Raw genomic sequence first — 15,778 nt, forward strand, 5'->3', positions numbered from 1 at the left:
CCTTTCATAGTCCATTCAATGCCGCCCGATAGCAAGACTATCGGACGGCTTATTTTGTCTTACCGACCAACTATGTAGTGTCGAAACTGTTGCACAAGCCTACGATTTTGAACTGATCCGTGTTATCGTGACCAAAATAACTTGGTTACGGAGAGTTCGATTTGATGTATAAATGTTTCGGCCGCCTGGGGCAGAGCGGGAGTGATTTGGTGTTGTGGGTTTTGCTCACCGCGTTTGGGTTATTTCTGCTGGCAAGCCCACCGGATATTGCTGCGCAGGATGGGGCGGTAAATGAGGGTATCACGATCAATACCGCCGCGAAATTTGATGTCTCACCGCCGCTAAGGTCGATCAAACCGGATGTTTCGACCAAGGTCAAAAAGGCTGATGACGATAAAGGTGCCGATGGCCCGGTCAACGACACTCGACACACTCCTGATCGGGCTTTGCAGTCGGCACTTGGAGTGGGTGTATTTAGTTCACCCGAACTCATCCCGCCGCCCCTCGCGAACTTTGCCGGTATGGGCGGTAATGGCAGTACGCCGCCGGATCCTAACGGTGATATAGGCCCCAATCACTATATTCAGACGGTTAACGCCCGTTTTCAGATATTTAACCGAGCGGGCGTATCTATGTTTGGACCTTCGAATATCAATACGCTATTTGCGGGATTTGGCGGCCCTTGCCAGACCGAAAATGCGGGCGATCCCGTCGTCTTGTACGACCAACTCGCTGACCGTTGGCTGATCAGTCAGTTTTCTGATTCTAACGGGCCGTTCTTCAATTGTGTGGCGATCTCGACCACCGCTGACCCGCTTGGTACGTACTATCGTTACGCATTTGAAACACCGACCTTTCCCGACTATCCCAAGTACGGCGTGTGGCCTAACGCCTATTTGCTCAACACGCGTGAGAGCGGTTTACTCGGCGTTATGGCTCTCGAGCGATCTGAGATGATCGCGGGAAATCCGCTTGCCAGATTCGCACGAAGCACGGTGAATCAGGGCGCCTCGGGCCCGAACGGACTTTTGCCGGTCGATATGGACGGCTTTGCATTGCCGCCGGCCGGCAGCCCGGCGTATTTTGTCGGCAGTTCTGACGATGGTGCCGGTGCAGCATCGGACGCTCTCTTGCTTTATAAATTTGATGTTAACTGGGCAAGCCCCGTAAAATCCGTGTTGACTGGGCCGATCATTTTGAATTCGGCGCCATTTGACACGATCTTTCCGTGTTCGCCGACCTCGCGAACCTGTATCCCTCAACCGGACACCACGGTCCGGTTGGACATTCTCTCGTACCGTCAACGGCCTACATTTCGTTTGGCGTACCGTAATTTCGGCACCCACGAATCGCTGGTAACATTGCAATCCGTTGAAGCAAGTACCGGTATGTCCGGATTGCGTTGGTGGGAAATACGAAGTCCGAATGAAAACCCCATTATCTTTCAAGAAGGCACGTTTGGCCCGGGCACGACGGATGGGATCCATCGATGGATGGGGAGCATTGCGATGGATCGCAAGGGCAATATGGGAATGGGGTACAGCGTTTCGAACGGTAATATTGTCGGACAAGGCGAGGTCTACCCCGGCATTCGCTATACCGGGCGTCTTGTAACGGATCCGCTTGGAATGATGCCGCAGGGAGAGGGCGTAATCGTTAACGGTGGCGGTTCTCAAACGAGTTCGGGAAATCGTTGGGGTGACTACACGTCGATGAATGTCGACCCTAAAGATGACTGCACGTTTTGGTACACAAATGAGTATTACGCGGCGACCTCGTCAACGGGCTACGCGACGAGGGTCGGCACATTTGTGTTTCCGGGGTGCAGGGCAACCCGAAACCCGATAGCTGATTTTGATGGAGACAGCAAGACCGATCTTTCGATCTTTCGGCCAGGCCCGGGTGAATGGTGGTATCAACGAAGCGGCGATCAGAGCACCGGTGCGGCGCAGTTTGGAGCATCGACCGATAAGATCGTCCCGTTTGACTATACCGGCGATGGTAAGGCTGACCTCGCATTCTTCCGGCCATCGACGGGTTATTGGTTTATCCTTAGAAGCGAAGATTTCTCGTTTTTTGCGTTTCCCTTCGGCGTTGGGACAGACATACCGGTTCCCGGCGATTATGACGGCGACAGCAAGGCGGACGCAGCGGTCTTTCGACCTTCGACCGCAACCTGGTATATCAATAGGTCTTCGGGCGGTACGACGATCCAGCAATTTGGTGTAGATACCGATTTACCGGTTCCGGCGGATTACGATGGTGACTCGCTCACTGATATCGGAGTGTATCGACCAACCGGTGCAAATGGAGCCGAATGGTGGATCCTGCGCAGTGCGGGCGGCACCTATGTCACCCAGTTCGGTGCGTCAACTGATAAAGCTGTTCCCGGTGATTACACGGGCGACGGTAAGGCCGATGTTGCCTATTGGCGCCCGTCAAACGGCACTTGGTATGTGCTACGTAGCGAAGATCAAACCTTTTTTGCGTTTCCATTCGGCGGCAGTTCGGATATTCCCGCTCCCGGCGACTACGACGGTGACGGCAAGATCGATGGGGCGGTATTCCGGCCGTCCAACTCGACCTGGTATGTAGATCGATCGTCTGCCGGTACGCTGATCCAGCAATTTGGCCAAGCCGGCGACCAACCGGTGCCTAATGCATACGTGCGGTAGGCCTGGTGCAAAAAAACGCGGCCGGTTTACGAACCGGCCGCACGCCTCGATGGACTAATGGAGAAGAGACTAGCTCGGTGGGAAGCGTTTTTGAGGCCGACTCGCGGGGCTGACGGGTACGGCCTCAAATCTTAAAATCCTATTGATTCACCAACCTCATACGACCATCTGCTAATCGAATGGTTATCGCATTTGGCTCATATACTGCGAGCGGGCGAGCATCTTTCTTTTCAAGCTTTACAGCAGTCTCGTTATTTACGCGTTTTGCGGATCTTACATACGAGGGATTGGTGATCGAGCTGTATCGTGCTGAAATTCGCCGCACATATTCACGCGTTTCAGTATATGGAGGAATGGAGTTGCCATACTTCATAACAGCTCCCTCGCCTGCGTTGTAGCCCGCAAGAGCAAGATTTACATCTTGGCCGAACATATTTAGCAACATTCGCATATACTTCACGCCGCCTTCGATGTTTTGTTTCGGATCGTAGATATTTGTGACACCAAGTCGGCGTGCCGTTGCCGGCATAAGCTGCATTAGGCCGCTTGCGCCTTTATACGATGTAGCCTTTAACTTAAACGATGATTCCTGATGCATTTGTGCGTAGATCAAGAGCGGGTCGATGTTATATCGCCGGCTCGAATCGACAATAAACGCATCGATCACGGCGTCGCCCGTAGTGAATCCTTTCATACTTGAACCCGCCGCCATCATTAGCCGCGTTACCTCTGCCGAGTAGACCGATTCACGCTGTGCGAGGCCGTCGCCGGCGTTCATCTTTGATTTGCCGGTCACCACGACCTGAGCAGTCTTCTGTACGAGCTTTTTTCCTTTCGCTGATTGTCTAGCAAGCGGTACGATAACCGGAGGTGTCGGCCGATAAACCTCAACGCCTTTTGCTGTATCAAAATTGTCGAAAAAGCGGGGACGCTGTTGAGCAACTGCCGAGACGCTGAGGAGGAGGATTGTGGTTAGGATCAGGTGAGACTTTTTCATTTTGGTTGGTTTGTAAGGGGTAGAGAGATTGAGCAAACCTGAACGGTCTTTCGCCTCTCCATTTATTAAAAAGAATTAAGCCCGATTGGTTTCCACATTTTTGTGTAAGTTTTAACTATGTTTTGCAATTAAATTTCCGAGTAACTCCGATTTTTGTGTTTCTCGGTACTCACAAGTAGATTTCGGTTTCAGCCTGTGGCAAATCTGGGCTATCTTTTACTTATGCTTTACGTATCGCAGATCATCAATCGACCTATCTTCGATGCCCGCAATGAAAAGATCGCGGTCATTAAGGACGTGATCGTGCAATACGGACGTGAAGATTATCCTCCGGTGATCGGTTTTGTCGCCAGGTATCGACGTCGCAATTTCTTTATGCCGCGGCGTGATGTTTCTGAACTTGGAATTGGCGGAGCCAAAATGCGTTCGTCGATCCTCGACCTTAATCCGTTTGTCCGGCGTGACGGCGAGGTGCTGCTGCGTAAAGACGTGCTCGACAACCAACTCATAGATGTCGATGGAAAACGGGTGGTGAGAGTGAATGACGTGCAGATAATCCAGGCCGGTACGATGTGGCGGGTGTCCGGTGCTGACGTCAGCCTGCAGGGGTTTCTTCGCCGATTGATGCCAAAGGGGTTTTACGGAAGCGATCGAGCGGTCGAAGTCATCGACTGGGCCGACGTTGGCTATCTCGCGACCGATACCGCCACAGTGACGGTCCAGCTAAAGTCATCGAAAGATAAACTCTCCCGACTGCATCCGGTCGAGATCGCCCAGCTTGCTGAGACGCTCTCCCCGATCCACCGCACGGAGGTTGTCGAAAGCCTCGATGATGAGATCGCGGCCGACACACTGGAAGAAATGTCGACTGAGACTCAAGCGCAAATTCTCGAGGATATGGACGAGGAACGTGCTGCCGATATTCTCGAAGAGATGTCCCCGGATGACGCTGTCGACGTCCTCGATGAAATGGATGATGAAAAGGCCCAAGAACTCTTCGACCTGATGGAAGATGATGAAAAGGCGGATGTGGCCGAACTTATGCATTTTGATCACGACACGGCCGGCGGCCTTATGACCACTGAGTTTGTGGTATTTCCGAAGAAATTCACCGTCGGCGAGACGATCCGCTCACTCCGTGAGATGGCCGAAACGCCCAATATGATCTACTACCTCTATGTTGTCGAGGAGGTCGGGTCGTGGAAATTGTCCGGGCTCATATCGCTCAGGTCGCTGATACTGGCCGAGCCGACATTTACCCTCCGCGAGGTTATGCGGAGTGAATTTCGTTTTGCGCATCCCTCGGATTCAGCGACTGATGTCGCACAAATAATTTCCGAATATAATTTGCTGGCACTACCTGTAGTTGATGATGAAGGTGATATTGCCGGGATCGTCACGGTCGACGATGCGATGGAGATATTATTGCCTAAGAATTTTCAACGGCGGCTTCCACGGTTGTTTGGTTAAGCTGACCGATAAATTATGACTTTTTAAGGATGCGACTAAATAAATTAGTTTTCGAAAACATAAGTCGTGCGACACCCTGTCTGTTCACTTATCTACGAGGAGTTCTAACCGTGCTAAATCTGCGTTTTCTATTATCACCACTTGTTCTAGTTCCTTTGATCGCGTCGTCGTCACAGGCGCAGATCCCGGTTGCATCAGCAACGCCGACAGCGGTCGCGACCCAGACGCCCACTCCTGATCCGATGGCCGCGTCGGTCTTTTCCGGTTTGAAATTTCGACCGATCGGTCCGGCCGTCACTTCCGGTCGAGTAATTGCCTTTGCCGTTGATCCGGGCGACCGCTCGAAATACTATGTGGCCGTCGCGTCCGGCGGTGTGTGGAAGACTGTTAATAGTGGAACGACGTGGTCTCCGGTCTTCGAGAACGAAGGTGCATTTTCGATCGGTGCTATAACACTTGACCCGAAAAATCCGTCTACCGTCTGGGTCGGGACCGGCGAGCGCAATAGTCAACGAAGCGTTGCGTACGGTGACGGGGTATATCGCTCAGATGATGGCGGCAAGAATTGGAAAAATGTTGGCCTAAAAACTTCGGAACACATTGGGCGAATAGCCATCGATCCTCGCGATAGCAATATCGTATTTGTCGCGGCCCAAGGACCGCTCTGGTCGGCAGGCGGCGAGCGCGGCCTTTACAAGACGATCGATGGTGGCAAGAGTTGGAAACCGGTGATCGCGATCAGCGAGAATACGGGCGTCACGGACGTGGTGATCGATCCATCGAACCCGGACACAATGTACGCAGCGTCGTGGCAGCGGAGGCGGCATTTTTACACCCTGATAAACGGTGGCCCGGAGAGTGCAGTATATAAGTCGACCGATGGCGGCAACACCTGGACAAAACAGCGTTCCGGCCTCCCGCCGGGCGATCTAGGCCGCATTGGCCTTGCGATTTCGCCGGCAAATAACAGTGTGGTTTACGCGACCGTCGAGGCTGGCGGCAATCTCAGCGGTGTTTTTAGATCAAATGACCGCGGAGCGACGTGGGATCGAACCAGTTCGTCTATTGCTCAAGGGATGTACTATGGACAGATAGTTGCGGACCCGAAGAATGTCGACCGCATTTACATACCAAATGTCATTTTGCAGGTCTCGGATGACGCCGGGCGCACACAGCGCCCGCTTGGTGAGAGACTGAAGCACGTCGACAACCACGCCATTTGGATTGATCCGAATAATACTGATTTCATCCTGGTCGGATGTGACGGCGGAGTTTACGAGAGCTTTGATAAAGGCTCAAACTGGAATTTCAAGGCGAATTTGCCGGTCGCTCAATTTTACGACATCACAACAGATAACGACCTGCCCTTTTACAATGTATACGGCGGCACGCAGGACAATAATTCGCTCGGTGGCCCCGCCAAGACCCGAAATACTGCCGGTATCGTAAATTCGGATTGGATCGCCACCAATGGCGGCGACGGTTTTCAATCGCGAGTAGACCCTCTCGACCCGAATATTATCTACGCCGAAAGTCAAAATGGCGGCCTCGTGCGCTTTGACAAGCGAACCGGCGAACGCGTAGGTATCGCGCCGATCGAGGGTAAAGATATCGAATCTCAGAGGTACAACTGGGATTCACCTATTATGATCAGTCCGCATCTGAACACTCGGCTTTATTTCGCGGGCCATAAACTCTATAAGTCAGACAATCGAGGCGACGATTGGAAGGCGATCAGTGGCGATCTTTCACGCGGCCTCGACCGCAACACACTTCCCGTGATGGGAAAGGTCTGGGGGCCGGACGCGATCGCAAAAAATCAATCCACCGCGCTTTACGGCAATGCCTCGGCACTTTCCGAATCACCTAAGAAACAAGGATTGATCTATGTCGGGACGGACGATGGCCTGATTCGGATCACCGAAAATGACGGTCAATCCTGGCGTAAGGTCGACAAGATCGCCGGCGTTCCCGAGAATAGCTATGTGGCCCGCGTTCTAGCGTCGCAGCACGCTGCCGAAACGGTTTACGCCTTGTACAACAATCATCAGAATGGTGATTTCAGGCCCTATGTTGTCAAGAGTATCGATGCCGGTAAGACGTGGACAGCGATCAACGGTAATCTGCCGGAGCGCGGATCGGTATATTCGATCGCCGAGGATCATATCAACTCAAACCTTCTCTTTGTCGGAACCGAATTTGGTGTATTTTTTACAACTGATGGAGGCGCAAAATGGATCCAGATGAAGGGCGGATTGCCAACGATCGCGGTGCGCGATATTGCGATCCAGCGGACCGAAAACGACCTCGTGTTGGCTACATTTGGCCGCGGGATCTATATTCTGGACAATTATTCCGCATTGCGTTCGATCGATAGAAAGACCGTAGATCAAGCGTCGGTATTATTTCCGGTAAAGGACGCTCTGATGTTCGTCAGGTCGAGTGCCTCGCTATCAAGTTCGCTGGGTGCGTCATATTACACCGCTCCCAATCCGGCATACGGAGCCACATTTGTCTATTACCTAAGGGACGCTCCGAAAACATTCAAACAAAAGCGGCAAGAAGCTGAGCGTAACGCCGAGAAGAAAAAAGAGCCGATCAAATACCCATCGATCGCTGAGTTGCGTGCCGAAGCCGAAGAAGAATCGCCGACGATGATATTTACGATCACCAACGCCGAGGGTGAGATAGTCCGCCGTATCACGTCGCCGGCATCGCAAGGCGTGCAGAGAGCCGTCTGGGATATGCGATACACAGCACCGTCGATCTCCGCGGCACCGCCGCAACTACCGGCGGGAGTAACGCTGCCCGAGGGGTTCACTCCAGGGCCGCAGGGCCCACTCGTGATGCCGGGAAGGTTCACTGTTTCGATGGCGATGCGAGTAAATGGGGTCGTAACCTCGTTACCCGGCAGTCAATCCTTCAACGTGACGGTCGAGGGTAAAGAAAAGATCACGGATGCGGAGCGAGTACTCTTGGCTGAATTTCAACGCAAAGTTGTTAAGCTACAGCGTGCGGTAAGCGGTGCTGCTGATGCCGCAAGTTCCGCGAAAACAAGGATAGCACTGCTCCGAAGAGCAGCCTTAGACGCTCCGACCGACAATCGAAAACTAGTCGAGCAGGCAAATGCGTTCAGCAAGGAAATTGATCTGCTCATTAATGAATTACGCGGCGGACGAGAAGATTCCGATATCCCTCCGCCGTCGATCAGCTCTCGTATCGGAAACGTCGCCGGTTCGATTCGACTTTCAACGCTCCGACCGACAGCTACACAATTGGAGCAGTACGAACTTTCGAATGCCGAATTCGCACCGATATTAGCTCGCCTGCGTGAGCTGATCGAAACATCTCTGCCTCGATTTGAGAAGGAACTTGAGGCAGTCGGTGCCCCGCTGACGCCCGGGCGTTTACCTCAGTAGGGCGCGATAGCTGCGCCAAATTGCGTTGTTGGATCTTATGAGGCGGTTTACCTGTAGCTATCTATATATGCCGCGCTGTCGTGTCGGTCGGCTTGTGAATTGGTCTGCGAAATACTTGTGTATCATACGCTCCGATTGATAAACTCGTAAGACAAAGACTTTATTCAAGTGGAAATGCTCAATTTATGAAACACGCAGTATTTTTGGTTTTGGTATTGCTCGCGCTCGCTATCGTCTCAAACGCCCAGGGACTATCGATCGGGGCTAAGATGGTAAATTTCTCGATGCCTGGCATTGACGGTAAGGTTCGGACGCTCAATGAACTGCAGGGTAAAAATGGTGCAGTCATTGTTTTTCTGTCTGCTCAATGCCCTGTCGTAAAGAGCTATAACGCGAGGATCAATGAGATCGTCGCCGACTATCGATCAAAGGGCATCAACTTTATCGGGATCAATTCAAATTCCACGGAATCGCTAGAATGGGTCAAGTCAGACGTGGCAGAGGTCGGTTACAAATTTCCTGTTCTTATCGACAAGGGTAACAAATTCGCTGATCTGTGGGGCGCGACCGTGACGCCCGAGATATATTTTGTTGATGCAAATAGCATACTTCTATATCACGGAGCGATAGACAACGACCGTTCCGGAAAGGCCGTTAGCGAACAATATCTGCGGTCCGCCTTTGATCAGACGCTTGCCGGCAAAATGGTAGTACGGACGACGGCCAATGCGTTTGGCTGCAGCATTAAGCGCGTTTCTGAATAATTTATATGGCTCTTTTTTCTCAATTTTTGATGAAGACGGCGATGTTGACCATTGCACTTTGTGCTCTTGCGTCCGTACACGCCGCACAAACAGTGACGACCAAGGTTAAAAAGATCGATCGGGCCGAACTGGAAAAATTGATCAAACCCAGCGGCAAACCTTTGCTAATAAATTTTTGGGCGACCTGGTGTGACCCGTGCCGTGATGAGTTTCCGGATCTCGTCAAGATAGACGCTGATTATCGCGGTAAGATCGATTTCATTACAATTTCACTCGATGACCTTGCCGACATCGACACCTTTGTGCCTAAGTTTCTCGCTGAGGTCAAGGCGACGATGCCCGCCTACTTACTCAAAACCGACGATGAGACTGCCGCGATCAAAATGGTTTCCAGCGACTGGGCCGGCAACCTACCAATGACGATACTTTTTGACGCGAGTGGCAAGACCGCGTATCAGCGGAACGGCAAGATCCGTCACGCCAATCTTGTCGCCGAGATCGACAAGGTGCTTGCTCCAAAGCCGGTCGGCGATGACCGGTAGATGCATTTTGACTAGTTTGAGATCAAGTCTGGCAAGCGTGATGAGGCGATCTGTTCATACGAAAACAGCGGGAAACCAGACTGTGACTTAGCTATAAAACGCGGGTTATCCCATTCGTCCCAAGAGATTCCATTCTGACCACTTGGTAAAAAGGCGAATAGCAATATCGGATTCAATTAAGTAAAGCAAATAAATTATGTTCAGAAAAATTGATGATTTCGTAAAGGCGTGGGACTACGAGACTGAGGCCACCATCAAGGTACTTAACGCACTGACGGACGAGTCACTGACTCACAAGGTCAGCGACGACGGGCGAACTCTTGGCTTTCTGGCCTGGCATATGACGCAGACACTTGGCGAAATGCCGGGGTTGGTCGGCCTCGTAGTGGATGCCCCAGAGTTTTCGGATGATTGCCCGACAACTGCCGCGGAAATCGTGGCCGCGTTCGAAACCGCGGCACACTCCGTCACGCGCGAGGTTGCAGACAACTGGACAGACGAGACACTTCTTCTCGAAGATGAGATGTACGGCGAAACCTGGTCGCGCGGGATGACACTCTTTTATCTTATTGCCCACCAGGGCCATCACCGCGGCCAGATGACCGTTCTAATGCGGCAGGCCGGTTTAGTCGTTCCGGGCATCTATGGCCCTTCGAGAGAAGAGTGGGCCGCATTTGGTGCTCCCGCGATGCCTTAGGGCTTACCGATCGATCGAAAACTGAGGCTGCGCCATCAGGGCGCAGCCTTTCTTTTTGTATCGAAATCGACATCAAACCCCAAAAGTTCTAAAATGTCAGTTTCGTTTTCCATTGGCGAAGTAAACATAAGATGAACGAAACTCAGATCACAGCAGACGAAGTCGCACAACACGGCCTCACACCGACCGAATACCAGAAGATCATTGAACTAATGGGCCGTGAGCCTAATATCACCGAACTCGGTGTCTTCAGTGTGATGTGGTCCGAGCATTGCTCCTATAAATCCTCGCGCGTTCACTTAAAGCGCCTGCCGGTCACCGGACCGCGTGTGATCGTGCCGCCCGGCGAAAATGCCGGAGTGGTTGATATTGGTGATGACTGGTGCGTTGCGTTTAAGGTCGAATCCCACAATCACCCGAGTTTTATCGAGCCGTTTCAGGGTGCCGCAACCGGCGTTGGTGGTATATTGCGTGACGTATTCACGATGGGTGCCCGGCCGATCGCGGCGATGAATTCGCTTCGATTTGGCCCACTTAATGATCCGAAACACGGCGCCCGCAATCGCTCGATCCTTAAAGGCTGTGTCGAGGGTATCAGTCATTATGGCAACTGTTTCGGCGTTCCGACGGTCGGTGGCGAGGTAGTTTTTGACGAGTCCTACAGTCTCAATCCGCTGGTCAACGCATTCGCTCTAGGCATCGTTCGAAAGGATCAGATCTTTTTTGGCAAAGCCGACGGGATCGGCAATCCGGTGCTGTATGCCGGAGCCAAGACCGGCCGTGACGGTATTCACGGTGCGACGATGGCGTCTGCGGAGTTTGACGACGAGGCACTCGAAAAGCGCCCGACGGTCCAGGTTGGTGATCCATTTCTCGAAAAGCTTCTGCTCGAAGCCTGCCTCGAAGCGATGCGCTCCGGCGCCATTAAGGGCATTCAGGATATGGGCGCCGCCGGGCTTACATCTTCGTCAGTCGAAATGGCCGCCCGGGCCGGAACCGGCATTGAACTCGATCTGACACTTGTCCCACAGCGTGAGACCGGAATGACCGCTTACGAGATGCTGCTATCCGAATCTCAGGAACGTATGCTGATCGTCGCTCGCGAGGGCCGCGAGAAAGAAGTCGTCGAGATATTCAATAAATGGGATCTCGATGCAGTCGTCATCGGCAAAGTGGTCGAAGGCGACCGTCTAAAGATCTATCATCACGGCGAACTCAAGGCTGATCTGCCAGTTCTGGGCCTGACCGATGAGGCACCTAAGTATCAGCGCCCGATGACGCCTCCGATCCGCCCGGACTCAGAGGTCGAAGCGGCGAAGATCATTCGTGAGCCTATCACGACCGATCTGACCGAAGCGTTGAAGGCTCTTCTCAGCTCCGACAATATTTGCTCAAAGCGTTGGGTGTACGAGCAGTATGATTCGATGGTGCGGACCAATACGGCGATCTTACCGGGAGCAGACGCGGCCGTAATTCGAGTCAAAGAAACTCGTCGGGCTATCGCAATGTGTCTGGACGGCAACGGTAAATTTACGGCCATCGATCCGCGTATGGGAGCGAAACTATCAGTTGCGGAAGCGGCGCGAAACGTTGTTTGCGTTGGAGCCACGCCAATCGCGGTCACCAATTGTTTGAATTTTGCTTCGCCTGAACGTCCCGAAGTAATGTGGAGTTTCTCTGAGGTCATCGATGGCATCACGGAGGCATGTAACGCATTTGATTCCCCGGTCGTTTCGGGCAACGTCTCGTTTTACAATGAGACCGACGGCAGCGGTATCTTGCCCACGCCGACGATCGGAATGGTCGGGATCATAGATGACACCCGAAATCTGATCACACACGGCTTCAAGTCTGAGGGCGATATAATCGCCGTCATCGGTACGGCGAGTGACGATCTGGACGCAAGCGAATACGCACAGACGATACTTGGAATGACGACTGCCGATTTGATCGCGATCGGTTCGGTTCCGCAGATCGACCTCAAACTTGAGCGTAAAGTTCAGAGTACTGTATTGAAACTCGCGGATGAGATGATCGTGCGTTCGGCTCACGACTGTGCAGATGGCGGCCTGGCCGTAGCGATCGCCGAATGTTGTTTCTCATCACTCGGACGTGACGCGGTCGGGGCAAATATCAACTTGGAAGCCAACGGCCTCTCAGACGAATCACTTTTGTTTGGCGAATCTCCGTCGCGTATTGTCGTCAGCTTTGCCCCGGAAGATCTATATCGAGTCGAGGCCATTGCCGGCACCTGCCCATTCGAGGTAATTGGCAAGGCCGGCGGCAACACGTTGTCGATCACGATCGAGTCGAAAGACGCAGTATCGGCACCGGTCGCCGATCTTGAATCCGCCTGGAACGGATCGCTACGCGGACACCTCGAAGCCTAGTCACACGTACTGCGTCAAGTGAGATTTACCCGATGAGCGCCGGCGTCTATATACATATCCCGTTCTGTAGATCACGATGCTCCTATTGTGATTTTGCAACCGACGTTTGGCTCAATAACGATGCCGTCGATCGATATGTTGACGCTCTTTGCAAGGAGATCAAGACCGCATCCATTAGCCGTAGCCTGGACGTCGACACCATATATCTCGGCGGCGGTACGCCGTCTCTCCTATCTCCACATCAATTGGAACAAGTCATCCGCTCCGTGTATGAAAAATTAAACGTAGAGCCCGGAGCTGAGGTCACGATGGAGATGAATCCGGCGACCGTTACGCCCACGACACTGTCGGCTTTTCGTTCGCTGGGAGTAAATCGAGCGAGTTTTGGCGTCCAAACATTCAATGACCGTGACCTCAAACTCCTTGCTCGCGGACACGATGCCAATGACGCTCGCCGGACACTCACGATGCTGCGTGACGCAGGTTTTGATAACGTCAGCTTTGACCTGATCGCGGGCTTGCCCGGACAGTCATTAGCAGACTGGAATGCGAATCTGAACGAAGCGATTAGGCTATCGCCGGAGCACATCTCTCTTTATCTCCTAGAGATACATCAGGGCACACCATTAGCTAGACAGATACGTGATGAGCGTCGGCCCGACCCCGACCCGGATCTCGCCGCCGAGATGTACGAGTGTATGCTCGACCGCCTTTTAGGCGAAGGATATGAGCAATACGAGATCTCTAATTTTTCTCGGCCGGGATATGCATCACGACACAATTCCAAATACTGGATGCTAGATCCCGTTTACGGATTCGGCGTGTCGGCACATTCGTTCGACGGCCGACAGCGTTACGCAAACGAACGTGACACTGCAAAGTATGTGCAACTAGTATCAAATACGGGTTCGGCTGAGATCCTTCGCGAAGACATCGATATTTCATCGGAGTTCGTCTTTTTAGGACTTAGGATGGAAAATGGTATAACTTTGTCCGCCTACCGTGAGCGATTTGGCAGCGATCTTACGACAACCCACGGCCAATCCATCAAAATGCTGACCGAGGCGGAACTGATCGCTCTAGATGGTGATAATTTACGATTGACACGAAAGGGAAAGTTATACTCGAATGAAGTATTTGCTGAATTCGTCTGAGATCACAGACAGTTCTAGATAAAGCCCTTCTCTGTTCAGTGAATGCAAATTTTGCCGAGACATTGCCTCGATCGACCGCGATGACCACTAGCGGCCGTCAAGAGATCAAAAAGATCGTCGTCAATGGCGTTGGAGGCCTTCGATATGAGAGGCAATGGTCAATTAACCCGCTTTATTCGGCCATCGAGTACTGGAGCGATGGTTGAATTCGGCGAATTCTTAATGGCCGCTTCAAACACGTCCGAATCCTTTGGCGCCGTCGCGGCCGCACCAACCACCTTGCCATCCTTGAACATCGTGTAACCATCGCCTGAGCGGGAAACCAGGAAATCCGAGGTTGCTACGGAATAGGTTTTCGCATCATCGAGCGGTTGATCACCGATCATCACCGATGTAACGCGGCTTCCGGCCGGTTTCCTAACGTCGTATTCAAATCTGACACCAGAGATCTGTGGGAACCGTCCCGGTTCACTGTCTTCGCCAACGGCACTGCGGGCAACGCCGTGCTCGAGCAATTGCCGGATAATCTTACCGCTGACCTCGACCTTTACGATCGGATTGTTGAACGGCAACATTGAAAGCACATCCCGTTTGGTCAGTACACCCGGTTCGTACGTTAGATCCGCCCGGATCGAACCGCCGTTGACGAATCCGATATCGGCTCCGACGGAGCTTCGGTACGCATCGGCGATAAAGTTCCCGATGTTTGTTTCCTTGGTTCTGCACGAAACTGACAGGGCATCCAGCGTCACGGAGGTTGCACCGACGTACACCGCAAGGCGCTCGATCAGGCCACGGTATTTTTCGAAGACAGGAGCAAATTCGGGCGCGTCAGCGATCTTGTCCGTTACTGGGATGATCTCCCAGTCAAAACTCTCAAGCTGCTTCGCCGAATTAAAGTTCAAGCTGAATTTACCGAGTTCGCGAGCGTCAGCCGTCATCTTAAAGATCGGCGTACCGTTTGATGATGACTGCAAAAGGCTATGCTCGTGGCCGCCAAGTATCAGGTCAAATGGTGCACATTTTGCCAGTTCCTTGTCCTGCGCCATTGAAAGATGCGTCAGGCCGATAACGGCATTCACCTTGCCTTTCTCGCGCATTTCCTGAACTAGCGTCTTCGCTACCGAGCAATAGTCCGTGACTGTCAGACTATCTTCCATTGACGACGTTTGTTTCGTTTCAGGCAGCAGTAAGCCGATAATACCGAGTTTGATCCCGCCGATCTCACGGATCACATATGGCGGCGTATCGGCAAAGATCTTCCCGGTTTTTGAATCGATCACATTCGCGCCGAGCCACTTGAATTTCGATTCCTTCATCCGCGTTAGCAGATCCGGCGTTTTAATATCAAATTCGTGATTACCAAATACTGCGTAATCGATCCCGACCGCATTCCAAGCATCGATCATCTGAGCGCCTTTATAGGTCAGGGTCTCGACCGATGGCGAAACCGTATCACCTCCGAGCGTGAATATCGTGTTCGGATTTTCGGCAAGTGCAGCCTTTTTAAGCGTCAGAAGCCGGGCCAGTCCACCTCGCTTACCACCGTCGACCGGAGCAAACTGGTAGACATCGTTTACGTGGAGGATCGTGATCCGCACGTTCTGCCCGCATATCGTGAGCGTAAACGCCGAAACAAATACAATTGAAACTATAAATCTCAGCATATC

Annotated in this window: 10 protein-coding genes; 8 read left to right on the plus strand and 2 right to left on the minus strand. The window is 52.4% G+C overall.

Annotated elements, in window-relative coordinates; all coding sequences use genetic code 11:
- Positions 1-164: 164 nt before the first annotated feature.
- Complete coding sequence (locus IPQ00_12690; protein ID MBL0241416.1) at positions 165-2,675, plus strand: VCBS repeat-containing protein; 2,511 nt, start codon at positions 165-167, stop codon at positions 2,673-2,675.
- A 139-nt stretch (positions 2,676-2,814) separates the two neighbouring features.
- On the opposite strand, the gene IPQ00_12695 is transcribed toward IPQ00_12690, so the two are convergent.
- Positions 2,815-3,672, minus strand: coding sequence for a lytic transglycosylase domain-containing protein (locus IPQ00_12695; GenBank protein MBL0241417.1), 858 nt, complete (start codon positions 3,670-3,672; stop codon positions 2,815-2,817).
- A gap of 222 nt (positions 3,673-3,894) precedes the next feature.
- On the opposite strand from IPQ00_12695, the gene IPQ00_12700 reads away from it, so the two are divergent.
- From IPQ00_12700 to hemW, 7 genes are all read left to right on the plus strand, one after another.
- Positions 3,895-5,142, plus strand: coding sequence for a magnesium transporter (locus IPQ00_12700; GenBank protein MBL0241418.1), 1,248 nt, complete (start codon positions 3,895-3,897; stop codon positions 5,140-5,142).
- A gap of 29 nt (positions 5,143-5,171) precedes the next feature.
- A complete protein-coding gene (locus tag IPQ00_12705; GenBank protein ID MBL0241419.1) occupies positions 5,172-8,561 on the plus strand; it encodes a glycosyl hydrolase in 3,390 nt (1,129 codons plus the stop codon).
- Positions 8,562-8,746: 185 nt separating this feature from the next.
- Positions 8,747-9,325 carry a redoxin domain-containing protein gene (locus IPQ00_12710; GenBank protein MBL0241420.1) on the plus strand — a complete coding sequence of 193 codons (579 nt, stop codon included), beginning with the start codon at positions 8,747-8,749 and terminating at the stop codon, positions 9,323-9,325.
- A 5-nt stretch (positions 9,326-9,330) separates the two neighbouring features.
- Positions 9,331-9,867, plus strand: coding sequence for a TlpA family protein disulfide reductase (locus IPQ00_12715; protein MBL0241421.1), 537 nt, complete (start codon positions 9,331-9,333; stop codon positions 9,865-9,867).
- A gap of 196 nt (positions 9,868-10,063) precedes the next feature.
- Positions 10,064-10,564, plus strand: a complete 501-nt coding sequence (locus IPQ00_12720; GenBank protein ID MBL0241422.1) for a DinB family protein — start codon at positions 10,064-10,066, stop codon at positions 10,562-10,564.
- Positions 10,565-10,695: 131 nt separating this feature from the next.
- Positions 10,696-12,954, plus strand: a complete 2,259-nt coding sequence (gene purL / locus IPQ00_12725; protein ID MBL0241423.1) for a phosphoribosylformylglycinamidine synthase subunit PurL — start codon at positions 10,696-10,698, stop codon at positions 12,952-12,954.
- 32 nt (positions 12,955-12,986) lie between these two features.
- A complete protein-coding gene (gene hemW, locus IPQ00_12730) occupies positions 12,987-14,108 on the plus strand; it encodes a radical SAM family heme chaperone HemW (protein MBL0241424.1) in 1,122 nt (373 codons plus the stop codon).
- 158 nt (positions 14,109-14,266) lie between these two features.
- Here hemW and IPQ00_12735 read toward each other — a convergent pair whose 3' ends face one another.
- Entirely contained in the window at positions 14,267-15,775 is a 1,509-nt protein-coding gene (locus IPQ00_12735; GenBank protein ID MBL0241425.1) for a 5'-nucleotidase C-terminal domain-containing protein, read from the minus strand.
- Positions 15,776-15,778 lie beyond the last annotated feature (3 nt).

The organism is Chloracidobacterium sp. (assembly GCA_016720705.1).
Taxonomy (GTDB): domain Bacteria; phylum Acidobacteriota; class Blastocatellia; order Pyrinomonadales; family Pyrinomonadaceae; genus OLB17.

Excerpts from the sequence above, each read along its gene's own strand:
- purL (MBL0241423.1), top strand. The coding sequence starts at position 10,696 with ATGAACGAAACTCAGATCACAGCAGACGAAGTCGCACAACACGGCCTC.
- IPQ00_12735 (MBL0241425.1), bottom strand. The coding sequence starts at position 15,775 with ATGCTGAGATTTATAGTTTCAATTGTATTTGTTTCGGCGTTTACGCTC.
- IPQ00_12690 (MBL0241416.1), top strand. The coding sequence starts at position 165 with ATGTATAAATGTTTCGGCCGCCTGGGGCAGAGCGGGAGTGATTTGGTG.
- IPQ00_12705 (MBL0241419.1), top strand. The coding sequence starts at position 5,172 with ATGCGACTAAATAAATTAGTTTTCGAAAACATAAGTCGTGCGACACCC.
- IPQ00_12695 (MBL0241417.1), bottom strand. The coding sequence starts at position 3,672 with ATGAAAAAGTCTCACCTGATCCTAACCACAATCCTCCTCCTCAGCGTC.
- IPQ00_12710 (MBL0241420.1), top strand. The coding sequence starts at position 8,747 with ATGAAACACGCAGTATTTTTGGTTTTGGTATTGCTCGCGCTCGCTATC.
- IPQ00_12720 (MBL0241422.1), top strand. The coding sequence starts at position 10,064 with ATGTTCAGAAAAATTGATGATTTCGTAAAGGCGTGGGACTACGAGACT.
- hemW (MBL0241424.1), top strand. The coding sequence starts at position 12,987 with ATGAGCGCCGGCGTCTATATACATATCCCGTTCTGTAGATCACGATGC.
- IPQ00_12700 (MBL0241418.1), top strand. The coding sequence starts at position 3,895 with ATGCTTTACGTATCGCAGATCATCAATCGACCTATCTTCGATGCCCGC.
- IPQ00_12715 (MBL0241421.1), top strand. The coding sequence starts at position 9,331 with ATGGCTCTTTTTTCTCAATTTTTGATGAAGACGGCGATGTTGACCATT.